We start from the raw sequence: 24608 nt of genomic DNA, 5'->3' as shown, positions 1-24608 counted from the left end.
GGCCTCTATCCTCGCCCATCGTCTCGGGACAGGCGGCGGGCGGGCCAGCCGACTAGGCTCAGGCGACGCAGGAGTCCGTCACCGCCTTCAGGGGGAGAGTTGACCAGCCAGCCCGGGCCCGCGCCTAGCGATGCGCCGCAGGCCAGTTCAGTAACCAAACCGCTGCGCGAACTGATCGCGCTGGTGCTCCTCGGGGCGAACGCCTTCTTCCTGTTCAGTGGGCTGATCGAGCTGTTCTTCGGCGGCTGGGAGCGCTCCGACTTCGGCGACCGCTCGCTCAGTTACTTCTACGCCTTCGCCGGCCTAGAGCAGGTCGCGCTGCCGGTGCTCGCGGTGCTGCTCGCCACCCACATCCAGCCGGTGGTCGGGCAGGCCCGGGTGATCACCCTGGTGGCGCTCGTCGAGTACGCCGTCTCGGTGCTGTTCGGCGGGATCACCCTGCTCGCCGGGATCTTCGGGCTGCTGGCCGAGACCCAGTTCCGGCAGGCCTTCACCCGGACGCTGGTGTTCGTCGGGTTGTACGTGATGCTGCTGGCCGCGGCCTTCGTGGTCTTCCGGGTCTGGCGGGCGCTCTTCCACGTGCCGAAGCCGAAGCCGCAGCCCGGCCTCTACGGCCAGCCCCAGCCGTACGGCCAGCCCGGCGGCTACGGCCAGCCGACCGCGTACGGCCAGCCGCCGTACCAGGGCTACCCGCCGGCCGGGCAGCCCGAACCGCACGTCTACGGCCAGCCGACGGTCTACGGCCAGCCGACCGACTACGCCCCGCCGGCCGGCTACGGTCAGCCCGGCTACGGTCAGCCCGGGTACGCCCCACCCGCACCCGCACCCGCACCCGCACCCGCACCCTCGTCCGCTCCGCCGGCCCCTTCGTCCGCCCCGCCGGCACCCGCCTCAGCGCCTCCGGTCTCCGCCCCGCCGGTCTCCGCCCCGCCGGTGCAGCGGGCCGAGCCCTCCGCTCCGTCGGTCGGCGCGACTCCGTCGGTCGGTCCGGCGCCGTCGGTCGGCACCACCCCGTCCGGCGCGACGCCACCGGAGCCGGACGACGAGGAGACCGGGCGTACCCAGGTGATCCCGCAGCGGCCGCCGGTAGCCGACCGCACCCAGCGGATCAACCCGGCCAGTCAGCAGCCGTCGGCCGGTGCCCAGCCACCGCCCGCGGACCGGGACGACGACCCGACGCAGCCACGCTGAGGCCGACGCCGGCGACGACCCGGCGTCGGCCGGCATCGGTCCGGTCTGTGTTCCTGTGCATCGGCCGGCACCGTCCGGTCTGTGCTGCCGCGCATCGGCCTGTCCGGGATCGCGGCCGGCGTGCTCGGGTTTGTGACCGGATCCACGCCGATTCCGCCGCTGGCCGCGGGACAGGCGAGCGCGGACCCGCCGACCTTGCGCCTAGGCTGCACGGGTGGCTGATGGGACTGACCAACCGACCGACGCGAGCCTGCGTCGGGCGCTGCGTCGGGCGGCCGACGGCCGGGCGCTGGATCCGGACGAGGCGACCGCGCTGCTCGCCGCGCGCGGCGACTTCCTCGACGACCTGCTGGCGACCGCCGGGCGGATCCGGGACGCCGGACTGGTCGACGCCGGCCGGCCGGGCGTGGTCACCTTCTCCAAGAAGGTCTTCGTCCCGCTGACCCGGCTCTGTCAGGACCGCTGCCACTACTGCACCTTCGCCACGGTGCCGCACCGGCTGCCCGCCGCCTTCCTGGAGCGGGACGAGGTGCTGGCGATCGCGGCGGCCGGTGCCGCGCAGGGCTGCAAGGAGGCGCTGTTCACCCTCGGTGACCGGCCCGAGGCGCGTTGGCCACAGGCTCGGCAGTGGCTGACCGAGCGGGGCTTCGACTCGACCCTGGACTACCTCCGGGCCTGCGCGATCGCGGTACTGGAGGAGACCGGCCTGCTGCCGCACCTCAACCCGGGCGTGCTCTCCTGGGCCGAGCTGCAACGGCTCAAGCCGGTGGCGCCGAGCATGGGGATGATGCTGGAGACCACCGCGACCCGGCTCTGGTCCGAGCCGGGCGGGCCGCACTACGGCTCGCCGGACAAGGAGCCGGCCGTCCGGCTGCGGGTGCTCGCCGACGCGGGGCGGGTCGCCGTACCCTTCACCACCGGCATCCTGATCGGGATCGGCGAGACACCCGCCGAACGAATCGACTCGATCTTCGCCATCCGGCGAGCCGCCCGGGAGTACGGCCACATCCAGGAAGTCATCGTGCAGAACTTCCGGGCCAAGCCGGACACCGCGATGCGCGGGATGCCCGACGCCGAGTTGCACGAGCTGGCCGCCACCGTGGCGGTGACCCGGATCCTGCTCGGGCCGGGCGCCCGGATCCAGGCACCACCGAACCTGATCGAGGGGGAGTACGACCTACTGCTGCGGGCCGGCATCGACGACTGGGGCGGCGTGTCGCCGGTGACCCCGGACCACGTCAACCCGGAGCGCCCCTGGCCGCACCTGGACGAGCTGGCGGCGCGTACCGCCGCCGCCGGGTTCACCCTGCGGGAGCGGTTGACCGTCTACCCCGAGTACGTCCGGCGGGCCGATCCGTGGCTGGATCCCCGGCTCGCCGCGCACGTCGCCGCGCTCGCCGACCCGGCGACCGGGCTGGCGGTCGAGTCGGCCCGGCCGGTCGGCAGCCCCTGGCAGGAGCCGGACGACGCCTTCGTGCCGGGCGGCCGCACCGACCTGCACGCCACCATCGACACCACCGGCCGGAGCGCCGACCGGCGCGGCGACTTCGACTCCGTCTACGGCGACTGGACTGAGGTCGGCGCCAGGGTCCCGACCGCCACCCCCGGCACCCCTGCCCCCGACGCAGCCACCCCCGGCACCTCTGCCCCCGTTTTAGACGCTTCCGGCGCCCCTGCCTCCGGCACAGCCGCCTCCGGCGCTGCTGTGGGCCCCTCCGCCGTCCCTGGGCCGGCTTCGGCGGCCGACCCCGATCTGCGGGCCGGGCTGCGGCTGGCGGCCGACGATCCGGCCGCGCTGCTGGAGCCCCGGCACGAGGCGGCGGCGCTGGCCCTCTTCGGTGCCGACGGGGCGGCCTTGGACGAGCTGTGCCGGATCGCCGACGACGTGCGCCGGGAGGCCGTCGGCGACGACGTGACCTACGTGGTCAACCGCAACATCAACTTCTCCAACGTCTGCTACGTGGGCTGCCGGTTCTGCGCATTCGCCCAGCGGGAGCGGGACGCCGACGCGTATCGGCTCTCGGTGGAGCAGGTCGCCGACCGGGCCGAGCAGGCGTGGGCGGCGGGCGCGACCGAGGTCTGCATGCAGGGCGGCATCGACCCCAAACTGCCGGTCACCGCGTACGCCGACCTGGTGCGGGCGATCAAGGCCCGGGTGCCGGGCATGCACGTGCACGCGTACTCGCCGATGGAGATCGTCACCGGCGCCGCCAAGGCCGGCGTGTCGGTGCGGGAGTGGTTGACCGAGCTGCGCGACGCGGGGCTGGACACCATCCCGGGTACCGCCGCCGAGATCCTCGACGACGAGGTGCGCTGGGTGCTGACCAAGGGCAAACTGCCGGCCGCCACCTGGGTCGAGGTGGTCAGCACCGCGCACGAGCTGGGCATCCGGTCCAGCTCCACGATGATGTACGGCCACGTCGACCACCCCCGGCAGTGGTTGGGCCACTTCCGGGTACTGGCCGGGGTGCAGGACCGGACCGGTGGCTTCACCGAGTTCGTCGGGCTGCCGTTCGTGCACACCAACGCGCCGATCTATCTCGCCGGCATCGCCCGGCCCGGTCCCACCTGGCGGGAGAATCGGGTGGTGCACGCCATGGCCCGGCTGCTGCTGCACGGCCGGATCGACAACATCCAGTGCTCCTGGGTCAAGCTCGGCGACTCGGGTACCGCCGAACTGCTCCGCAGCGGCTGCAACGATCTCGGCGGCACGCTGATGGAGGAGACGATCTCCCGGATGGCCGGCTCGGACCACGGCTCGGCGCGTACCGTCGCCCAGCTGATGCGGATCGCGGCCGCCGCCGGGCGGCGGGCCCGGCCCCGGACGACCGTCTACGGGTACGCCGGCTGACTCCTCGCCGGCCGCTGCACGAGTGCCTTCGACAGGGCGCGCCGGCCGCGCCACGCCGGATATCCGACGCAACTCGCCGTGCGGGCGTTACCCGCACCGGGTCTGAATCGATAGGGCAGGTGTTGCGAGTCCCGATGACTCCACGAGTCGTCCGGGCACGCGGTAGGGGTGACTCCACCTAGCAGGTTCGGCTTGACGACGCACGTATAACACACGTGTAATTTCAGTGGGGTCGTTCGTACGGAGCGCATCAAATCGCTACCGGGCGGACAAACACGCCTTCCGCGTGGGGGGTTGCGCCGGCTGCCGCGCCGGTGCGCGATAAGGAGGCAACTGGATGGACGGCCGACTCGAGGTGGCCGACCTGCTCGGAAATGCTCCGGAGTGGCAAGAGCGGGCGCTCTGCTCGCAGACCGATCCGGAAGCGTTTTTTCCCGAGAAGGGCGGCTCGACCCGCGAGGCAAAGCGGATCTGCTCCCGGTGTGAGGTCAAGGCCGAGTGTCTGGAATATGCACTCGGGCACGACGAACGGTTCGGGATCTGGGGCGGGTTGTCCGAACGCGAACGGCGCAAGTTGAAGCGTCGCGTCGCCTGAGCGGCCGCGCCCGGGTGGTGGGGGCCGCCCGGGTCAGGCCAGCTCGTCGGGATCGACGCCGAGCAGGTTCGCCACCTGCTCGATGATCACATCGTGCACCAGGTCGGCAAGATCCTCGCGGTCGATCGCGCGGAATTCGAGCGGACGACGGTAGAGCACGATCCGGGGCGGCACCTCCTGGCGCCCCGGGCGGCCGGGCAGCAGCCGGGCCAGCGGGACCTCACCATCCTCGAGTACGTCCGAGTCGTAGACGTTGAGGTCCGGCGGTACGTCCTCGACCGCGAACTCGACTCCGGCCAGTTCCTTGGCGAACCGTCGCTCCAGGGTCTCCACGGTGTCCAGGACCAGATCGTCGAAAATCTCCGATTTGGTCCGGGCCAGCGGGACGGTGGCCGGTACGAGCCGGCCGCGCAGCCCGCGCCCGTGCCGGTCCCGGTGCGACCGGCGCCCGGAACCCGGCCGGCGGTTCTCCGGACTGGTCATCTGTACCCCGCTTCACTAGTCGTGGACAGCCGCCCACGACGACAGGGTAGACCTGGTCCGTGCAAGATCGGCTCGGGGATTCGGCCGTGTCGGAGTCGGGCGCCCGGAATGTGATCACAGCTACCGGCGTGTCGCATGCCCAAGCGTGGTGGCGAAGCCGGTAATGGAGATACCGTGCCGCCGTGAGGTCACCACGGCGTTGCTCCCGCAACGGCTGCCCCCGACAGGCCGTAGCCACGCTGACCTATGTCTACAACGAGTCGACAGCCGTGGTGGGTCCGTTGGCGGCCTTCGCCGAGCCGCACACCTACGACCTCTGTGAGCCGCACGCCCGGAGCCTGACCGCTCCCCGGGGCTGGGACGTGGTCCGGCACGAGGGCGAGTTCGAGCCGCCCCCGCCGACCACCGACGACCTGGTGGCGCTCGCCGAGGCGGTCCGCGAGGCGGCCCGGCCGGCCCCGCCGCGCCCGGACGAGATCGAGGACAACCAGCATCACGGCCAGCAGACCGGCCGGCGTGGCCACCTCCGGGTCATCCCACCCAGCCACTGACCAGCCCGCTCGGTCCCCCCTCCCTCCCTCCCTCCCTCCCTCCCTCTCCGCTCCCTCGCTCTTGCGCCTGCCGCCGCGCTCCTCTGCCTGCCCGCCGCTCTCCGCGTGGGCGGAGTAAGTGGATCTTGGCGATCTGTGGTTGCAGGCTGACCACAGATCGCCAAGATCTCTCGAAGGATGTTCGCGGGCGCGCTGCTGCTGGCGGTACGCCCCAGGCGCGGCCAGCCATCCACGATGGACAGTTGGTTAGGATGCTCCGCCATGTGGTCGGAGCGGGGGAGTGGACTGCTTGTCGGACAGGTCGGGCAGTGGTTGCGGGAGGCGGAAAGTGGGCTCTGCGTCGTCCACGGCGAGGCGGCGGACGAGGCGCTGACCGGGTTGCTCGGCGGGATCGGGGTGGAGCTGGATCTGGCCGGCCGGTCCGTTGGTGACTGCGTGGCGGGGCTGGTCACGGCATTCGGCTCCGGCCCAGCGGCGATACCGTCGCTGGGCCCGGCAACTCCTTCCAGCCCGCGCCACGGCGTGGACCGGGAAGGTCGGGTGTCGGCACTGGCGCGGACGCTGGCAGACCGGGACAGCGGGACGCTCACAGTGGTCATGACCGGGCTGCACGCCGCCCGGGACCCGCTCGGGGCGGCCGGTACCGTCGCCCGCCGGCTCGCCGCCGAACCGGCGGTCCGGGTGCTTGTGACAACCCGGCCCCGGACCGCCGACGGCTCCGACCTGGTGGCGGCACTCGGGCCGGGCACGGTCCTGCCGGTACCGCCGGACGACGAGGACGCCGTGCTTGCGCCGGTACGGGATCGGCTCCGCGAGATCGCCGCGCAGAGCCCCTCCACGGCACGGTTGTGGTGCGCGCTCGGCTACGGCCTCGGCGAGGGGATACCTGTCGAGGGTGCGGTCTGGCCGGCGATCGCGGCGGCACTCTACGGTGGTCCGCCGGCCACGCCGGCCGACGTCGCGGAGGCGTTGGAGCTGGCCGGGTCGCTGGTGACTGTGGACACCTCGGGCCGGGCCCGGCTCCGGCACCGGGACCTGGTCCTGGCGACGGCACCCCTGGTGGCGATGCCGGGGACAGCCCCGTCGGAGCTGGTGCCGGAGTCGGCCGGGCCGGAGCCGGCCGGGTCGGTAGCGGCGGGGCATCGGCGGATCGTGTCGGCCCTGCGGAGCCTGGCCGCCGCCCAGGGGTGGTCAGATGCCCCCGAGTACGTCCGGACGTGGCTGCCGGCGCACGCCGCCGAGGGGCACGCCCTCGCCGACCTGCTGGCCGACGAGACGGCCCTGGACCAGCTCGACCAGTCGCGACTGATCGAGGAGGTCGAGGCGTACTACCGGGGGCGCCCGGAACGTCCACCGGCTGCCGCTCGTCTGCTCGGCGCCGGGGCGACCCTGGTCGAGGCCCGTCCGGAGCAGCGCCGGATGCTACGGGTACTCGGCGCCGCCAAGACCGGAGTGATCACGGCGCCGCCAGACCGGCCGATGCCGGCGCCTGCTGAGCCGGCGCCTGCTGGGGCTGTTGAAGTGCCGGTTGAGCCTGCGCCGGTTGAGCCTGCGCCGGTTGAGCCTGCGCCGGTGTGGTGGCCGCGATGGGCGAGCCACCACACCGGAGCATCGCTGGTATCCCTCGACGGCCACCGCGCCCATGTCACGGCGATGGCGACGGTGCCGATGCCTGACGGTCGGCTACTCCTCGCCTCCGGATGCCGGGACGGGATCATCCGGCTCTGGGACCCGGTCGCCGCCGAGCAGGTCGGCGCAGCGCTGGTCGGGCACGAGGACCGGATCTCGGAGCTGGCCACACTGCCGGCACCTGATGGTCGTGTCCTGCTCGCCTCCGGCGCGAAGGACGGCACCGTGCGGCTCTGGGACCCGTCGACCGGGGCGGAGCTCTCCCGGTATGCCGGGTCGGCCCAGGTGACGGGGCTCGCCGCGGTGTCGCTGCGGGACGGTCGCAGCGTCCTCGCCGTGGGTGGCAGCACGGCGATCGAGCTGTGGGATCCGTTCGGTGCCGGCCCGGCGGTCACCGTCGCCACCGTCGAGGGCGCGAGGGTCGTCGCGTTTACGGATCGTGGCCGTACGCTGCTCGCCGCCCGTCCATTCGCGCCTCAGGTCCTGGTCTGGGACGTCGACACGAGGGCCCCGGTCCGCGACTTTCTGGTGGAGCCCGACCCGACGGCGCGCGACATTTGGCAGCAGTTGGTGGCGGTGCCGGGTCCGGATGGGCGGACGATGCTGGCCACCACCGCTGCCGCCGACGGCCGGGTGCGGCTCTGGGACCCGGTGACCGGCGAGTCGCTCGGCGGCTCGGCGACCGGGCATCACGACTGGCGGGACGGGTACGCCGAAGCCAGTTGCCTCGCCGCGCTGCCCGGACCGGACGGCGGCTGGCACGTCGTCTCGGTCGGATCGCGAGATCACACGGTCCGGGTGTGGGACCCGACGACCGGTGCCGAAGTGGCGGGCGTCGTCGTCAGGGACAGCGGTATCAGCGACGCCATGACTGCGGTGTCGACGCCGGACGGGCGTACCCTGTTGGCCCTTGGCGCCGGGTCGCAGGTCTGGCTCTGGGATCCCTTCCTCGACCGGGGACGGTTGCCCGGCCACGTACACGAGGTGTGGCATGTGGTGGCGTCGACCGGGGCCGGAGCAGCATTGCGCGGGCCGGACGGCCAGCCGGTGCTCGCCAGCACCGACCTGTATTCGGCCCGGCTCTGGGACGCTCGCACCGGCCAGTCGGTGCGACGCTTCGTCCCGCCCGACGTGGACACCGTGCAGGGGGTCATCCCGCTGGCGGACGGGCGGGCGCTGGTCTGCGACCGTCACTTCGACAGCCGGTTCTGGGATCCGCTCACCGGCGAAGCGGTCGGCACGCCGCTGCGCGCACCGTTCGTCCGGCAGGTGCCCCGGCCGGACGGCACGGTATGGGTCGCGGCCGCGACCTCGTATCTCAATCCGGCCGCCGATCCCGAGCCGGCGCTCAGCCTCTGGGATCCGGTCACCGGCGAGCCAACCGGGACACTGCGCTGGCCGGAGGGGCGGATCAGGGCATCGCTGCCGGTACCGCGCCCGGACGGGCGGGTCTGGCTGGCGTGCCGTACCGACGACGGTGTGCTCCGGTTCTGGGATGTCGACAGTGCCCAGCCGGTCGGCCACCCCCTGCCGGACGAGGTGCGGAAGCTGCGCCTGCTCGGCACGATCGCGCTGCCCGACGGGCGGTCGGTGCTGATCTCCGGAGCCGAGGACGGCAGCCTGGGATTCTGGGATCCGGCCACCGGGGTCCGGGTCGGTCCGCAGCCGGCCGGGCATCGGGGCGCGGTACGGGCGGCGGTCGTGGTCGGCACCGCCCCGGCCAGAGTCTGGTTCGCCTCCGGCGCCGACGACGGGACGGTCCGGTTGTGGCTGCTGGACGCGGGTTCCGGAGACCTCCGGTGCGACTGTGTCGGGCTGATCCCGTTCGGCACGCCGGTGCGCTCGGTGGCTCGGCTTTCCGACGGGGCGCTGGCGGTCGGCACCGCGCTCGGCGTCGCCGTACTCGACCTCTGGCCCGAGCGGGCGGTGCAGCCGATCCCCGCGGCGCCGGACCCCCTCGTGGGCACCGCCAATGAGTCAGGCGCCCCGGCCGAGTCGGTTGGTGGTGGCGACAGCCGCCGAGACAGGGACGAAGGGCAACCGGGGGTGGCACAGCGGCAGTGGCAGGTTGCCTGGCGGGTGGAGACGACTCCACAGGTGCTGCTGGCCACCGGCCCTGTCGACGGGCGCGAACTCCTCTTCTCCGCCGGTGACGAGGCGATCCAGGCCTGGGATCCGGTCGACGGCAGCGCCGTGGGCGACCCCTACACCGCCCAAACGGAGATCAGCGGCCTCACCACAGCCGTACTCGACGGTCGGCCGGTGGTGATCTCCTTTGGTGCGGAGCCCGGCCCGGAGGATGGCGAGTACGAAACGCTGCTGATGGCCCGGGTCTGGGATCCGGTCAGCCACGAGCCGGTCGGGGCGCCGATCGACGACGAGGGCGCCTTTACGGAGAACGATGTCGCGGTCGGCGATCTGGCGGTGATCGACGGAGCAGGTGCGGGCAGCCCGCCGCTGCTGGTGGGGCTCTGCGGCAACGAGTGGGGTGCCGGCGTCTGGACGTGGGACCTGGTGACCCGGGGCCAGACCGGCCTGGATCTCGGCGTCGATTCGGTCTCCGACGTCTATATGGACACTGTCGTTCCGGTGGTCGTCGATGGGCAGCCGGCGATCGTCGCGACATTCTCCGATTTCGACAAAGACGAGGACGGGGATACCTCGCTGATCTGCGTCTGGAACGTGCGTACCGGGAAGCCGATCGGTAGGCCCTGGCATGTGAAGACCGGCGGGGACATGGCGCTGACCGCGACCGTGCTCTCCGGGCGACCGGTGGCGGCGATCGCGGACGACGACCGGATCCGGCTGCGCCGGCTGCCGGACGGTGCTCCGACCGGAGCGCTGCCGGTGGCCGACGTGGGGCGGCCGGCACTGCTCCGGGTCGGGCAGCTCGGCGACACCCCGGTGCTACTCGCCGGGCACGACCGGGGGGTGGTCACGGTCTGGGACCTGACCAGCCGGCAGCGGCTCGGCACCATCGACGGGCTTGACGGGGTCAACGACCTGAGGGTCACGGAACAGGGGTTGATCGTCGCCGCCACCGACCGCGGACTGACCGCGATCCGGCTGCCCGCCGATGCCGGCTAGCCGCAACGTCGACCGGGCTGCTAGCCGCGACGTCGACCGGACCTCCGCGCCGGCCGGGTCGGTAAGGCACAAAAGCGGGCAGCGGCAGTTACCCATCTCCCGCTAGGCTCGGCGGCCATGGAGCATCGACACCTTGGCCGAAGCGGCCTGCTGGTCAGCGAAATCACCTACGGGAACTGGCTCACCCACGGCGAGCTGGTGGCGAGGGAGGCGGCGCTGAGCTGCGTACGGGCCGCGCTCGACGCCGGGATCACCACCTTCGACACCGCCGACGTCTACGCCCGGGGCGCTGCGGAGGAACTGCTCGGTGAGGCGCTGCGCGGAGTACGCCGGGAGTCGGTGGAGATCGCCACCAAGGTCTGCCTGCCCACCGGAGACGGCCCCAACGACCGGGGCCTGTCCCGCAAGCACATCCTGGAGTCCTGCCACGCCTCGCTGCGCCGGCTCGGCACCGACCACATCGACCTCTACCAGGCGCACCGTTTCGACGAGCGGACACCGCTGGCGGAGACGCTGCTCGCCTTCGACGACCTGGTCCGGCAGGGCAAGGTGTGCTACATCGGCGTCTCGGAGTGGACGGCGGCGCAGATCCGGGCGGCCCTGGAGATCGCCGGCCAGCTCGGGCTGCGCAACCGGATTGTCGCCAACCAGCCGCAGTACAACATGCTCTGGCGGGTGATCGAGTCCGAGATCGTGCCGCTCTGCGAGGCGGAGGGGATCGGGCAGATCGCCTTCCAGCCACTCGCCCAGGGGGTGCTGACCGGCAAGTACCGGCCCGGCCAGGAGCCGCCGGCGGGCTCCAGGGCGGCCAGCGGTGGCCGGGCGCCCACGTTCATCCGGCGGGTCCTCGGCGACCGCCTGCTCCGCCAGGTCCAGCAACTGCGCCCGATCGCCGACGAGGCCGGCCTGTCGATGGCCCAGCTCGCGATCGCCTGGACCCTGCGGCGTCCCGCCGTCAGCACCGCGCTGATCGGGGCGTCCCGCCCGGAGCAGGTCACCGAGAACGCGGCGGCGGCCGGCGTACGCCTCGACGACGCGCTGATGCGCCGGATCGACGAGACGCTCGGCGACCTGGTCGAGACCGACCCCGGCAAGACCGCCCAGATGATGGCGGTCAAACCCGACTGGGCCGCCCCGGCACCTGCCGCCGGGTGACCCGGGCCGGGGCGGTCACCCGAAGACCTTCTGGAACGCATCGAGGGTCGGGGTGCCGCGCCGGTTCAGTACGGCGAAGACCACCCGCTCGAACCACGGACTCTCCCGGAGCGCCTCGTCGAACGCCGTCGCCACGGTCGCCGGGTCGTTGCCGAATACGCCGCAACCCCATGCGCCGAGGACGAGTTGCCGGTGCCCGTGACCGGCGGCGACCGCCAGTACCCGGGCGGCCCGACGGCGCAGGATGGCCGGGACGTCGGCGACCCGGTCGGGTTGGTTGCGCCGCATCGCGGCCAGGTTGGGCGCCGCCGAGGTCAGGAACGAGACCGGGTACGGCTCCGCCAGCGCGTCGCCCCTGTCGTCCCGGAACACGGGTACCTCCGGCGAGTGGACGATCCGGTCGCTGTAGCCGAGGTCCGGGTCGGCCCGGTGCGCGAGGTAGAAGTCCCAGGCGGCCCGGAGACACGGGTAGAGCGCGGAGGCGCGGGCGATGCTCTCCTCCTGGGCCTGGGCACCGTTGAGGAAGCCGCCCCCGGGGTTGCGGGCCGAGGCGAAGACCAGGCAGGCCCGGTCGCCGTCGAGTCGCCGGCACGCCGCCAGACTGGACTCGCCGGTCACCTCGATGCGGGGCGGGTCGGGCAGCGGCTCCGGCGTGCGCAGCGGTTCGTCGGGCAGGTGCAGCCGGGTGCCGGCCACCGCCCGGGCCACCTCGTCGCCGATGGCCACCTGCCCGCCCTGCCCGGTCGGGTAGGAACCCCGGTCCAGCGCCGCCACCGTCTCCCGGGCGATCGCCCGCAGCCGCCTGCTCATCCGGCCATCCTGCTCGATCGTCGACACCGTCACGACCCGATTTCCGCCCGGTCCGCGCCCGTGGAGTTGACCGGTGCACGGCGGATATCGTCGGGCGCATGGATGGGCACGAGTTGCTCGGCACGGGCCGGGACGCGGACGTCTTCGCCCTCGACGAGGGACGGGTGCTGCGCCGCTACCGGGACGGATACGACGCGACAGGCGAGGCCGAGATCATGCGTTACCTGGCGGAGCGCGGCTTCCCGGTACCCCTGGTCGACCGCGCCGTCGACGGTGACATGGAGATGGAGCGGATCGACGGCCCGACCCTGGCGCAGGCGATGGTCGACGGCGATCTCGACCTGCGGGCCGGGGCGGAGATCCTGGCCGACCTGCACCGGCGACTGCGTGCGGTGCCGGCCCGGCCGGGCAGCGGGCCCGGCAACCGGGTCGTACACCTCGACCTGCACCCGTACAACGTCATGCTCGGTCGCCGGGGACCGGTCGTCATCGACTGGCGAAACGCCCGGGACGACCAGCCCGACCTGGACGTCGGGATGACGGCGCTGATCCTGGCCGAGGTGGCGGTCGGCGACACGTTCGGGCTGGGCAGCCAGGCCCACGGGATGTTGGCCGCGTTCGTCGAGCTGGCACCCGGTGATCCGGTACGGCTGCTGGCGGCGGCGGTGGCTATGCGGCGGGCCAACCCCACGCTGGACGCGGCGGAGAAGGGCCGGCTCGACACGGCAGCGACCCTTGTCGTCGGGGTACGGCGGGCCGGTGTGCCCGCCGTACCCCCTGGCTAGCCGGTCAGGGCTGGCTGCGCGGCCCGTCCGGGTCGAGACTGTCGATGAACTCGTGCGGGTGGTCCGCCTCGACGCTGGTCCGGGCGGCCTTCGCCTCCGCCGTCATCTGCGCCGCGACCCGGTCGGTCGGCACTCCCGCCTGGCGGGCGCCGGCGACCACCTCGACGTACGCCTGGTCGGCGTAGGCGTGCGCGGCGGCGTACTCGTGGCGGGCCAGGGCTGCCTTGGCCCGGCCGAGCAGCCGGTCCGCCGCCGCCAACTCGTCCCGGGCCCGGTGCGACCGGGGCGAGTCGAGTACGTCCGCAGCGAGCCGGTTGGCCGCCTCGTTGTACGCCGCGGTGAGGAACCGGTCGCTGTTGTCGTGGTCGAACTGGCTGAAGTCCCAGTTGAGGTCGATGTAGCTCATCATCGAGTTGGTCTGGTCACCGGCGCCGACGAAGTAGAACTCGTCGGCCGGGCCGTAGTCCACTCCGGACGCGCTGTCGTACCCGTCGTGCGGGTGGCTCATCCCGATGTGGTGACCCACCTCGTGGATGAGTGTGGTGGTCAGCCCGTACCCGGCCTCGACGATCTCCGGCGAGATGAACCCGAAGACGTACGTCTGGGTGCCGTCGACGTAGTTGTCGTCGGCGAACCCGAGGGCCGGGGTGATGGTGCCCTCCGGTACGGCGTAGCTGAACATCGGCAACTCGTAGTCGACCCGGCCCTGGTCGTCCTGGGTACGCGCCAGCTCCCTGCGGTTCTGCAGATAGAAGTTGGCGAAGCCGGGGAAGCCGGTCTCCGGATAGCAGGAGACGTCCTCCTCGACGGCCAGCCGGTAGCAGCGCTCGGCCTCACCGGTGAACGGGAGGTCCTGGCTGTCGTAGTCGAGCCGGTTGCGCCAGCGTAGTTCGCGCAGCTCGGCGAGGAGCAGGTCGGGCTTGACGTAGGTCTTCGACGCGTCCACGCCGGGCCAGCCCTCGTAGACGTTGCTGTCCAGGTTGATCGAGCGCGGCGGCCCGGCCGTGGGCAGTTCCGCCGGGTAGAGCGGCGAGGTGGTGAAGAGCAGGTTCAGCGCGACGTACCGGGTGATCAGGCCGAGGTCACCGGCGAGCCTGTCCGCCGCCCGGTAGCCACCGGTGGTGTACTCCCAGGTCGGCGGCATCCGGTAGTCCTCGACGCCGTTGCCGTCGAGGTCCGGCTCGTCGACGTTCCAGTTGGAGGTCCAGGACTCCGGGCCGGCCGACAGGTCGTGGAACCAGATCCGGTGGGTGGAGCCGAGCCCGTTCTCCTCGTCCCGTGCGGTGGTACCGCCCCAGGCGATGATCTTGCGGCTGTCCCGCTCGACGCCGAAGTTGTAACCGGTGTCGGGATCCGGCTCGTTGGTCTTGGTGTAGACGTGGAACCGGAAGTCGGACCGCCCGTACCAGTTGATGAAGAAGACGGTGTTCCGCCGGGTGTCCACGCCGGCCGGCGGGTTCTTGGCCAGCCACCGCTCGACGCTCGGCGCGTCGATGTGGTGGTTGGCGGTGATGTCGAGGACGTTGCGCCGCTGCGCGTTGTACTCCGTCTGCAGCGAGGTCAACGGGGCGGGCCGGGAGAGCCGGGTGAGTTCGCCGAAGAACCGGTCCTCGTACCGCCGGTCGGCGTAGCTGATCCGGTAGTCGTACGTGTAGTGCAGGCCCAGCTTCTCCCGGACGTCGTAGGCGAGCCGGGACCGTACCACCGGTTCGTAGCCGCGCGGCAGCTCCGCCTGGTACGCCGAGCGGGGCACCTGGTGCGGCTCGTAGCCGACGAACACCACGTTCACCGGTACCCGTTCGGTGAGCCGTGGCTGGCCGCCCGGGTCGAGGTGGGGGTAACGCGCCGTCGCGGCCTGGCTCGCCGGTGCCAGCGACAGCGACAGCACGGTGAGCACCGCCGTGGCGGCCGCCGCGACGATGGTGCGTCTGGTTCTCATTCGGTGACCTTCCGCCGTCCGAGGGGGTCGACGGTCCACGCCGGCCCCGGTGGCAGCCGATGGTGCGCCGTCCCCGGGGCCGGCGGGCTCGTCGTGGAACTTGCGTCGCCCGAGCGTACGTCCCCTGTGGATGGCGAGCCATCCGTCGGCGTCAGTTTCTTTCGCGTCCGGTCCTTCGGTGCCCGGTTCTTCGGTGCCTGGCCGGGACGCGGGTCGTCCTCGCGGTCAGTTCGGGCTGCGCGGGGCGAGCATCGCCGCGACCGGCGTCTTCGCGAAGTCGGTGCTGCTGTCGTAGTCGGTGCTCCGGCTGACATCGGCCCAGGCGGTGGCCTCCCGGGAACGGGACCGGGCCGACTCCTCGGCCATCCGCAGCGCGTCGGAGCCGAGCAGCAGCCGCAGCGGCGGTACGGCGAGCCCGACGAGGTCGGCGATCACCCGGGCGGCCCGTTCCGGATCGCCGGCCTGCTGGCCGTCCATGTCGCGGCGCAGCGCGTGCAGCCGCCCCACGGTCTGCTGATAGTCCTCGCCCACCTCGGCCATCCGCATCGACGCCCCGCCCCAGTCGGTACGGAAGGCGCCGGGCTCGATGATGGTGACCCGGATGCCGAAGGGTTTGACCTCGTTGTAGAGCACCTCCGAGAAGCCCTCCACGGCGAACTTCGCGGCCTGGTAGGCGCCCAGCCCCGGGGTGCCGCCGACCCGTCCGCCGATCGAGGAGAACTGGAGGAAGTGCCCCGAGCGGCGGGCCCGCAGCACCGGCAGGGCCGCCCGGGTGACGTTGACGACGCCGAACAGGTTCGCCTCGACCTGCGCCCGGAAGTCCTCCTCGGGCGTCTCCTCGATCGGCGCGCTGTTCGCGTACCCGGCGTTGTTGGCGACCACGTCCAGGCCGCCGAAGGTCTCCACGGCGGCCCGTACCGCCGCCTGCGCCGCCACCGGATCGGTGACGTCGAGGGCGTACGGCCGCACCTGGTCGCCGTACCGGCTGACGAAGTCGTCGAGCTGCTCGGGCTGCCGGGCGGTGGCGAGCAGGTTGTCGCCCCGGTCCAGCACCTCCTGGCTGAGCGCCCGGCCCAGGCCCCGGGAACTCCCGGTGATCAGCCACGTCTTCGTCATGCTGTCGGCTCCCTTCGGCAGGGTCGCCGGGTGCGACCGGGTCGGTTCCGCCGTGTTCGACTCTGCTACGGCCACCGCCCCGGCCGCTGGGAAGCGGCCCGCCGCCACCCGTCCGGCTGATCCGCCGACCCGAGCGGGACCCAGCCCGGGTGACCGGCGCGCCGGTTCACCAGGCCCACGCCTCCGGACCTGGCCCACCGGAACCGACCGGCGGAAACAGCTCGTCGAGTCGGGTCAGGGTGTCGGGGTCGAGCGTGGTCCGCACCGCGCGCAGCGCCAGGTCGAGCTGGTCGGCCGACCTCGGACCGACGATCGGCGCGGTGACGCCGGGACGGGACAGCAGCCAGGCCAGCGCGACGGTGGTCGGCTCCTCGCCCAGCTCGGCGCAGAGCTTCTCGTACCCGGTCAGGGCCGCCCGGTGCGGCTCCACCCGCTCGGCGGCGTGCAGCACGCTCCGGCCGGGAACCCCGTCCCGGATCTTGCGGATCGCTCCGGAGAGCGCACCGAAGTGCAGTGGCGAGTAGGGCAGGATCCCGATGCCGAGATCGATCGCCGCCGGTACCACCTCCAGCTCGACGAACCGGGTGAGCAGGTTGTACTTGCACTGCTCGGAGACGAGACCGAGGAAGTGGCGCCGGTCGGCGGCGGCCTGGGCCCGGGCCAGATGCCAGCCGGCGAAGTTGGACGAGCCGACGTAACGGATCTTGCCCTGGGTGACCAAAATCTCCATCGCCTGCCAGATCTCCTCCCACGGCGTCTCCCGCTGCACGTGGTGCATCTGGTAGAGGTCGATCCAGTCGGTGCCGAGCCGGCGCAGCGACGCCTCGCAGCCGGCGATGATGTGCCGGGCGGAGAGGCCGCCGTCGTTGGGCCAGTCGCTCATCGGGGCGTAGACCTTGGTGGCGAGGACGATCCTGTCCCGCCGGCCGGTGCCGGCGAACCAGCTTCCGATGAACCGCTCGCTCAGGCCGTCGCCGCGCTCCCGGCCGTACATGTCGGCGGTGTCGACGAAGTTGATCCCCTCGTCGTACGCCCGGTCCAGGACGAGGTGGCTCTCCGGCTCGTCGAGTTGCCAGCCGAAGTTCATCGTGCCGAGGCAGATGCGGCTGACGGTCAGCCCGGTCCGGCCGAGGTGGGTGTATTCCATGCCGGGAACGGTAGGCGGCGGTACCGGCTGGTCCGGAGCCGTTCGAGCGTGCTCGAATGGCAGCATGCTGCGGATCGAGTTCGCCCCCGCCGACCTGGCGCGGCTCAGGTTCGCGCACTCCCCGATGGTCGAGGTGCTGACCAGCCTCTTCGTGCTGGACCGCCCCGCCAGGTTCTGGATGTACGCCGGCTGGCGCAGGAGCGTCCTGCCGGCGCTCGCCACCGCTCCGCTGGGTACGCTCCGGGCGCTGGCCGCCACACCCACCTGCCAGGTGCCGGACTTCCTCACCCCGGTACCGACGACCGCCCGGCCGACCCTCGACGAGGAACTGCGGGTGATCGCCGACACCCCGCTGGACGTGGTCGCCGCGCAGGTGCACCAGAGCTGGGCCGGGCATCCGGCACCGCCGGAGATCGTCCGGTTCGGTGCTGATCCGGCCGGCGGCCTGGTCGAGCTGGTCCGGGAGATCCGGCGGTACTTCGGGTTGGCGATCGCGCCGGTCTGGCCCCGGCTGCGCGCCGCCGCCGAAGGTGAGATCGCGCACCGGGCACTGACCGCCGCCGAGCGCGGCCCCCGGGCGCTGGTGCGCGGCCTGCACCCGGAACTGGACTGGGACGGTACGGCGCTGCTGCTCGACGCGGCCAAGGAACGGTGGTGGGGGCTGGACGGGCATTCGCTGACCCTGCTGCCGGCCGGGTTCGCCGGCCCGATGGTCTATCCGCTCACCGAAACGCCGACGGGCCGGGCGCTCTGGTATCCGCCTCGGGGCTACGGACGGCTCGGGGAGGCACCGGTGCCGCACCAGCGCCCGGGGGACGCGTCAACCCGGCGGTCGGCCGCCGGCCCGGCCGCAGCGACCGGATCCGACGAGCCGGTCGAGCCACCTGCGCCGGCCCTGGCCGCGCTGCTCGGCCCGACCCGGGCGGCGGTGCTGACCCTGCTGGCGGTGCCGCACAGCACCGGCGAGGTGGCCGACGCCCTGCGGTTGGCTCCGGCGACCGCCTCGCACCATCTGACCACGCTGCGGGATGCCGGTCTGGTGGTCGGCGAGCGGGTCGGCCGGCGACTGCGCTACCTGCGTACCGGGCTGGGGGAGCAACTCGGCGGCGGGGCGGGTACACCCCCGGACGGGTGGACCTGACGGCTCCGACCGGCCGGCCGGCTCAGCTTGGTCGGGTGAGGTCAGCTCAGGTCAGGGTCGCGGTGGCCACCGCGTCCGGCTCCGGTCCGGCCTCGGCGGCCACCGTGCCGTCCGGGGCCCAGATCCTCGACCGTCCGGCGGCGTCGTCGTAGCCGCCGCCCGTGGAGCCGGCGAAGCTGGCGATCGCCACCCAGACCCGATGATCGGCGGCGACCCGGCGGGCACGCTCGTCCTGCACACCCCACTGCGCCGCCGAATCCAGCACGCCCGCGACGTACGCGTCGATGCCGAGCGCGGCGGTCTCGGTCGCGTGCCGGGGTACCCCGGTGTCCTTGCAGACCGCGAGCCCGAGCCGCCAACCGGCAACCTCGACCACCGCCGGTGCGTCGCCGGGAGCGAAGTGCTCCGGCTCGGCCCCGCCCAGCCACATTTTCCGGTACGCCACCCGGGCCCCGCCGCCGTCGACGGCCAGCACGCCGATGTGCGGCCGTGCTCCCGGCTGGCCGGGCACCGGGGCACCGACAAGCGCCAGCGTGCCGGTCTCGGCGCAGGCCGCCACGACCGGGTCGAGCCGGGGATCGTCGGCGTCGACCGGCGCGGCGTCGAACTCGTACCCGGTCAGCGACATCTCGGGAAAGACCACCACCCGGGCGCGGGCGGCGCGGACCGCCTCGGCGTGGCTCCGGGCGTTCGCGACCACGTCATGTGCCAGGCAGCGCGGCTGGGCGACGGCGATGATCAACGGCTCTCGCACGCGCCAGAGCATAGCCCTGCCGCAGCGCCCTCGACGATGGCCGGTTGGCCACGTCGATCGCCGGATGGCGGTGCCCGGAGGCGGCGGACAGGCCGCCTCCGGGCACCGCGGGGAGCGTCGTCCGGCCGAGGTGGGGGGCCATCGAGCCGGACGACGGGGGTACCGGTCAGACCAGAGTGGAGCTCGGGATCCCGGCGCTGGTCGGGGTGGCCGGCTCGGGGCGTTCCAGGGCGACCCTGGGCAGCCGACGGTCCAACCAGGACGGCAGCCACCAGGCGCGGGCGCCGAAGAGCTGCATCACCGCGGGTAGGATCAGGCAGCGGATGACGAAACCGTCCACGAAGATCGCGACCGCCAGGCCGAGCCCGAACTGTTGCAGCATCCGGCCCGGGTCGAAGAGGAAGGCGGCGAAGACCACGATCATGATGGCGGCGGCGGCCGTCACCACCCGTCCGGTGGTGGCCAGGCCCTCCCGGATCGCGGCGGAGGCGTCGCGGTGCCGCTCCCAGTGCTCGTGCATCCGGGACACCAGGAAGACCTCGTAGTCCATCGAGAGCCCGAAGACGATGGCGAAGATCAGTACGGGTACGAACGCCTCGATGGGACCGGGCTGGACGCCCAGGTTGCCGTACTGGAACACGTAGGTGATCACACCGAGGGCGCTGGCCACGCTGAGCAGGTTGAGCACAGCCGCCTTGACCGGGATGAGCAGGGACCGGAAGACGACCACCAGCAGCAGCGCGGAGAGGCCCACCACCACGATCACGAAGAGCGGCAGCCGGTCGGAGACCGCGTCGGCGAAGTCGACAGCCGCCGCCGTACCGCCGCCGATCGAGACCGGTACCCCGGTGTTCCGTTCCACCGGCGGCAGCACCTCGGCACGGAGCCGCTCCACCAGGTCCATCGTGGCCGCGTCCTGCGGGGCGGAGGTGGGGAAGATCAGCAGCGTGTGCAGTTGCCCGTCGGGTGTCGGGAACGGCGGGGTGACCGCCGCGACCCCGGCCGCCCCGGTCAGGGCGGCCCGCACCTCGGTCGCCGCCGGCTGGCCGCCCTCGACGACCACCACCAGCGGACCGTTCTGCCCCGGGCCGAAGCCGGTCGAGATCAGGTCGTACGCCTGCCGGCTGGTCGAGGTCGGCGCGTCGCTGCCGGCGTCGGCGAAGCCCAACCGCATGTCCAGGGCCGGTACCGCGAGCAGCACCAGCAGCGCGGTGGGCAGCAGCAGGCCCAGCCAGGGCCGGCGCTGCAGGAAGCCGGACCAGCGCCGCCATCCGGTGCCCTCGGCCCGCTTCGCCCGCTCGGCGCGACGCCGTACGGCCCGCTCGACGCGATCGCCGACGATGGCCAGCAGCGCCGGCAGCAGGGTGAGCGAGGCGAGCATGGTGACCAGCACCGTCAGCGCCACCGCCACGGCGACGCCCTGGAGCGAGCCGAGGCCGAGCACGACGAGACCGAGCAGGGCGATCACTACCGTGCAGGCGGCGAAGAAGACGGTACGCCCGGCACTGTCCAGGGCGATCCGGGTGGCGGTGGCCCGGTCGGCACCGCCCAGCAACTCGGACCGGAAGCGGGAGAAGACCAGCAGTGCGTAGTCGATGCCGACGCCGAGCCCGACCAGCGCCATCAGCGGGGCGGTGTAGTCGGCGATCGTCGCGACGTGCGAGGCGAGTACGACCAGGCTGAGCGTGCTGCCCACCGCGAAGATCGCGATCCCGATCGGCAGTGCCGCGGCGAGCAGGGAACCGAAGAGGATCACCAGGATGACAAGTGCCGCGAGCAGGCCGGCGCCCTCCGCCGCGCCACCCTCGCTCTCCTGGGCGACCCGGACCGGGTCACCGGCCAACTCCACCCGCAACCCGTCCCCGGCTGCCGCCCGGGCGGTCTCGATGACGGCCCGTACGTCCTCCGCCGGTACCTCCTCGCTGGACCTGTCCAGCGTCACCGTGGCGTACCCGACGGTACCGTCGGCGGAGACCGCCTGCGGGTCCTCGTACGGGCTGGTCAGCTCGGCCACCGAGGCCATCCCGCGTACCTCGCCGAGCATCGGCTCGACGCGTCGCCGGACCTCGTCGGTGGCAAGGCCGCCGGGGTGGTGCAGGACGATCTGGACGCTGCCCTCCGTCCGGCGCGAGCCGTGCTCCTGGAGCGTGTCGGTGGCGGCCTGTGACTCGGTGCCGGGCAGCGAATGGTCGTTGTGGTAGTCCGCGCCGACCGCCTGCGCCGCCACGGCGAGGCCGACCAGCATGACGACCCAGCTCAGCAGGGCGACCCAGCGCCGCCGGTACGCCCAGCCGGCCAGCCGGGCGAAGAAACCGGATCCGGCTGCTCCGGCCGGCTCCGGGCGGTCCGGCGCTTCGCCGCCGGACCGCCCGGTAGGAGTTGATTCGGTGTGCATTGTCCGCTCTCCTCGGGTTCTGAGGTCTGTCCGCTTGTCGCTCCGTGCCCCGCTCGTCGATGGGTCGGTCGATGAGTTAGCAATCTACATGTAGCATAACTACATAAGCGACGGGGTTCGCCGGAGCGCGGGGCGGAGGCGGAGCAACGCGCAGGGGTGGAGAGGAGTGGGATCAGCCCACGCTCGGGATCAGCGGGGCAGGGCTGGGATCAGAGCAGGCGTGGGATCAACGGAAGGAGGCCGCGCGTGCCGTGGTGAGACAGCGGGCCCCGTTGCGGGCCACCAGCAGCATCGGCAGGATCAGCACGACCACGACGATGGGCAACCGGGCCAGGCCCAGTGGATCGGTGATCGGGCTCACCAGCGCGAGCAGCACGCCGATCGTGCTGAAGATGACCGCCGCGGTGCAGGCGAAGATGCCGGTGAACCGGATTCGCCGGGGGCCGGTGCCGAGTCGGCGTACCCCGGTGCCGGTGGCCCAGGCGGCGAGCAGTGAGACGACCACGGCCAGCATCCCCAGCCAGCTCACCAGCGCATTGAGGACACCGGCCAGCCCGGGCAGCGGGTCGGGCTCGGCCACCTGCCAGGCGACCAGGTGCCAGACCGGCGGCTGCACGACGAGGATGACGAAGGCGAGCAGCGCCGTCTGCCGGCCCTGGGCCAGCGCGAGTTCGGCCTGGTAACCGGGGGCGATCCGGGAGACCTCACCGAAGTCGTGTACCGCACGCCGGGCCGCCGCCTCGGGCGGCAGACCGAGATCCGTGTACGCCTCGGTCGCGTCCACCAGGCTGTCCCGGGCTTCCCGGAGCAGGCCGTTCTTGACCCGCCGCGGCCCTCGCAGGGCGCGGTCGAGTTCGGCGAGGTATCCGTCTATCGCGGGGGCCACGGCTCACTTTCTCTGGTACCGGTGCCCCAGTATGCCCGGCTCACCGGCCGGGACGAAACTCGCCCGACCCCGAGATTCCCCTGACCCGCACCCTGAGCGGGCCCGCGACGGTGCGGGTACGGCGCGGGCCCGGAAGGCGGGCTACTCCTCGTATAGGGCGTCGATGACCGACGCGTGCTTGTCGACGATGATGCGGCGGCGAAGTTTGAGCGAGGGGGTCAACTCGCCGGTCTCCGGGGTCCACGCGTAGGGCATGATCCGGAATGCCTTGATCTGTTCCGGCCTGGACAGCTTCTCGTTGACGGCGGCGACCGCCGAGGCCACCGCGGCGTGCACTGTGCTGTTCTCGGCGAGCGCCTCGATCCGCTTGTCGGGCAGCCCCTGTGCGGCGGCCCAGATCGGCGCCACCTCCTCGTCGAGCACGATCAGCGCGGTGATGTACGGCCGCCGGTCGCCGATCGCGACGGCCTGTCCGATGAGCGGGTTGACCCGCAGCAGGTTCTCGATCTGTGCGGGGGAGATGTTCTTCCCGCTGGAGTTGATGATGAGTTCCTTCTTGCGGTCGGTGATCGTGAGGAACCCGTCGTCGTCGAGGACTCCGATGTCGCCTGTGGAGAGCCAACCGTCGTCGTCGACGACCGGCTCGACCCCACCGTCGGCGCGCAGGTAGCCCTGGCACACCAGCGGCCCGCGCACCTGGATCTCGCCGTCGTCGAGCAGCCGGAGTTCCATGCCGGCGTTGATCCGGCCGACGGTGCCGGGGCGGAACGTCGTCGGGGTGTTGATGGTCGCGGTGCCTGTCGTCTCGGTCATGCCCCAGACCTCCAGGACGTCGACGCCGAGGCCGGCCAGGAACAGCAGCACGTCGACGGGGATCGGCGCGGCGCCGCTGCCGGCCCAGACCATCTCGTCCAGGCCGAGCAGGGCGCGCATCGGCCGCAGTACCTTGGCGTCCAACTCGGACAGCCGGGCCGCCTGGTCGTCGGGGAGCGCCTTCCCCTCGGACCTGGCGTGGTAGCTCTCCCGGGCCAGTGCGCTCGCGGCCTCGAACGCCGTCCGCACCGCGGGGTCGGCGGTGCCGAGTTGGGCCTGGATCCCGGCGGCCATCTTCTCCCAGACCCGGGGCACGCCGAAGAACGAGTGCGGCCTGACCGCGCGCAACGCCGGCACCAACTGCCTGGGGTCGGCCACTATCGTGGCGTGCCCGGCCCGGTAGACCAGGTTGTAGATGCCGAGCACCCGCTCGGCGATGTGTGCCAGCGGCAGGTAGGCCAGGGTGCGCGGATGATCGGGCACCGCAACGGTCGCCTCCAGGACCGCGCACTGGTAGATCACGTTGTGGTGGGTCAGCAGGACGCCCTTGGGGTCGCCGGTGGTGCCGGAGGTGTAGAGCAGCGTGACCGACTGGTCCGGGTGCACCTGCCGCCAGAGCGTCTCGAAGGTGTCCGGTTCGGCGGCGAGCGTCGCCGCCCCGTACTCGGCGACCGTCGCCAGCGATGTCGTACCGGGCTGTGCCGTGCCGTCGACCACGATCACGTGCCGGAGTCTGGGCAGGTCCCGGAGGACCTCCCGCCAGCGCTCCAACTCGGGCGCGCCGTTGAGCACGAGTACCGTGGCCGCGCTGTGCTGCGCCACGTAACGCAGTTGGTCGGTGCTCAACGTCGCGTAGGCGGTGCACGGGATGGCACCGAGGTGCGCGGCGGCCAGGTCGACGACCCAGTGCTCGACCCGACTGGGCATCATGATGATCATGCGGTCGCCGGGGCCGAGCCCCAGTCCGTGCAGTCCGCAGGCCAGCGCGGCGACCTGATCGTGTAGTTCCCGCCAGGTGAGTACGCCCTCGGCGCCCTCGCCGTCGAAAGTGCTCAGCGCCGGTCGGTCGGGGTGGACGGTGGCGTTGCGGTGCAGCAGTTCGGGAATGGTCAGGCCGGCGGCAGTGTCCGCACAGCGCTTCGCGAGATCTACGGTCGCAGTCAAGGAACAGCCTCCTCCGCCGGGATGGCTCAGCTGTTGGGACTGTAACTTGGCGTTAACTTCTTGGGAAGAGTGCTGTAGTGAGCATGCACTTATCGCCGACTGCCGATGTAAATGCC

At 72.4% G+C, this 24608-nt stretch carries 17 protein-coding genes; 8 read left to right on the top strand and 9 right to left on the bottom strand.

What is annotated here, in order from left to right; genetic code table 11:
• Window positions 1-99: 99 nt before the first annotated feature.
• The 3 genes from CLT71_RS37030 to CLT71_RS16690 all read left to right on the top strand — a co-directional run bounded on the left by CLT71_RS37030 (window position 100) and on the right by CLT71_RS16690 (window position 4637).
• A complete protein-coding gene (locus CLT71_RS37030) occupies window positions 100-1191 on the top strand; it encodes a hypothetical protein (protein ID WP_101367928.1) in 1092 nt (363 codons plus the stop codon).
• Between the two features lie 214 nt (window positions 1192-1405).
• Window positions 1406-4042, top strand: a complete 2637-nt coding sequence (locus CLT71_RS16695) for a bifunctional FO biosynthesis protein CofGH (RefSeq protein WP_101367927.1) — start codon at window positions 1406-1408, stop codon at window positions 4040-4042.
• Window positions 4043-4379: 337 nt separating this feature from the next.
• Window positions 4380-4637 carry a WhiB family transcriptional regulator gene (locus tag CLT71_RS16690; protein WP_101367926.1) on the top strand — a complete coding sequence of 86 codons (258 nt, stop codon included), beginning with the start codon at window positions 4380-4382 and terminating at the stop codon, window positions 4635-4637.
• Between the two features lie 33 nt (window positions 4638-4670).
• Here the strand turns inward: CLT71_RS16690 and CLT71_RS16685 are convergent, their stop codons facing one another.
• A complete protein-coding gene (locus CLT71_RS16685) occupies window positions 4671-5120 on the bottom strand; it encodes a metallopeptidase family protein (RefSeq protein ID WP_101367925.1) in 450 nt (149 codons plus the stop codon).
• A 182-nt stretch (window positions 5121-5302) separates the two neighbouring features.
• Here CLT71_RS16685 and CLT71_RS16680 point away from each other — a divergent pair, with 182 nt between their 5' ends.
• The 3 genes from CLT71_RS16680 to CLT71_RS16670 all read left to right on the top strand — a co-directional run bounded on the left by CLT71_RS16680 (window position 5303) and on the right by CLT71_RS16670 (window position 11542).
• Window positions 5303-5671 carry a DUF3499 domain-containing protein gene (locus tag CLT71_RS16680; RefSeq protein ID WP_101367924.1) on the top strand — a complete coding sequence of 123 codons (369 nt, stop codon included), beginning with the start codon at window positions 5303-5305 and terminating at the stop codon, window positions 5669-5671.
• A 261-nt stretch (window positions 5672-5932) separates the two neighbouring features.
• Entirely contained in the window at window positions 5933-10387 is a 4455-nt protein-coding gene (locus CLT71_RS16675; protein ID WP_101367923.1) for a WD40 repeat domain-containing protein, read from the top strand.
• Between the two features lie 117 nt (window positions 10388-10504).
• Window positions 10505-11542 (top strand): aldo/keto reductase family protein, encoded by a 1038-nt coding sequence (locus tag CLT71_RS16670; protein WP_101367922.1) that lies wholly within the window; start codon window positions 10505-10507, stop codon window positions 11540-11542.
• 15 nt (window positions 11543-11557) lie between these two features.
• Here the strand turns inward: CLT71_RS16670 and CLT71_RS16665 are convergent, their stop codons facing one another.
• Window positions 11558-12352, bottom strand: coding sequence for a TIGR02452 family protein (locus tag CLT71_RS16665; protein ID WP_101371513.1), 795 nt, complete (start codon window positions 12350-12352; stop codon window positions 11558-11560).
• Between the two features lie 98 nt (window positions 12353-12450).
• On the opposite strand from CLT71_RS16665, the gene CLT71_RS16660 reads away from it, so the two are divergent.
• Window positions 12451-13137, top strand: a complete 687-nt coding sequence (locus CLT71_RS16660; protein WP_101367921.1) for a phosphotransferase — start codon at window positions 12451-12453, stop codon at window positions 13135-13137.
• Window positions 13138-13141: 4 nt separating this feature from the next.
• Here the strand turns inward: CLT71_RS16660 and CLT71_RS16655 are convergent, their stop codons facing one another.
• The 3 genes from CLT71_RS16655 to CLT71_RS16645 all read right to left on the bottom strand — a co-directional run bounded on the left by CLT71_RS16655 (window position 13142) and on the right by CLT71_RS16645 (window position 17339).
• The gene (locus tag CLT71_RS16655) at window positions 13142-15076 is read right to left on the bottom strand and encodes a zinc metalloprotease (RefSeq protein WP_101367920.1); all 1935 of its coding nucleotides are present in this window, start codon (window positions 15074-15076) and stop codon (window positions 13142-13144) included.
• Between the two features lie 225 nt (window positions 15077-15301).
• The gene (locus CLT71_RS16650) at window positions 15302-16192 is read right to left on the bottom strand and encodes an oxidoreductase (protein WP_101371512.1); all 891 of its coding nucleotides are present in this window, start codon (window positions 16190-16192) and stop codon (window positions 15302-15304) included.
• Between the two features lie 166 nt (window positions 16193-16358).
• Complete coding sequence (locus tag CLT71_RS16645) at window positions 16359-17339, bottom strand: aldo/keto reductase (protein WP_101367919.1); 981 nt, start codon at window positions 17337-17339, stop codon at window positions 16359-16361.
• Window positions 17340-17403: 64 nt separating this feature from the next.
• Here CLT71_RS16645 and CLT71_RS16640 point away from each other — a divergent pair, with 64 nt between their 5' ends.
• On the top strand, window positions 17404-18480 hold the full coding sequence (locus CLT71_RS16640) for a helix-turn-helix domain-containing protein (protein ID WP_101367918.1): 1077 nt from the start codon (window positions 17404-17406) through the stop codon (window positions 18478-18480).
• 46 nt (window positions 18481-18526) lie between these two features.
• Here the strand turns inward: CLT71_RS16640 and CLT71_RS16635 are convergent, their stop codons facing one another.
• The 4 genes from CLT71_RS16635 to CLT71_RS16620 all read right to left on the bottom strand — a co-directional run bounded on the left by CLT71_RS16635 (window position 18527) and on the right by CLT71_RS16620 (window position 24492).
• Entirely contained in the window at window positions 18527-19234 is a 708-nt protein-coding gene (locus CLT71_RS16635) for a carbon-nitrogen hydrolase family protein (protein WP_101371511.1), read from the bottom strand.
• Between the two features lie 166 nt (window positions 19235-19400).
• The gene (locus CLT71_RS16630) at window positions 19401-21629 is read right to left on the bottom strand and encodes an MMPL family transporter (protein WP_101367917.1); all 2229 of its coding nucleotides are present in this window, start codon (window positions 21627-21629) and stop codon (window positions 19401-19403) included.
• A gap of 226 nt (window positions 21630-21855) precedes the next feature.
• Window positions 21856-22515 (bottom strand): permease prefix domain 1-containing protein, encoded by a 660-nt coding sequence (locus tag CLT71_RS16625; RefSeq protein ID WP_199187619.1) that lies wholly within the window; start codon window positions 22513-22515, stop codon window positions 21856-21858.
• A 141-nt stretch (window positions 22516-22656) separates the two neighbouring features.
• Window positions 22657-24492 (bottom strand): AMP-dependent synthetase/ligase, encoded by a 1836-nt coding sequence (locus CLT71_RS16620; protein WP_101367916.1) that lies wholly within the window; start codon window positions 24490-24492, stop codon window positions 22657-22659.
• Between the last annotated feature and the right edge of the window lie 116 nt (window positions 24493-24608).

This window comes from Plantactinospora sp. CNZ320 (assembly GCF_002846275.1).
Note: the sequence above shows the minus strand (reverse complement) of the source record. Positions and strands in the feature narration are given on the sequence as shown.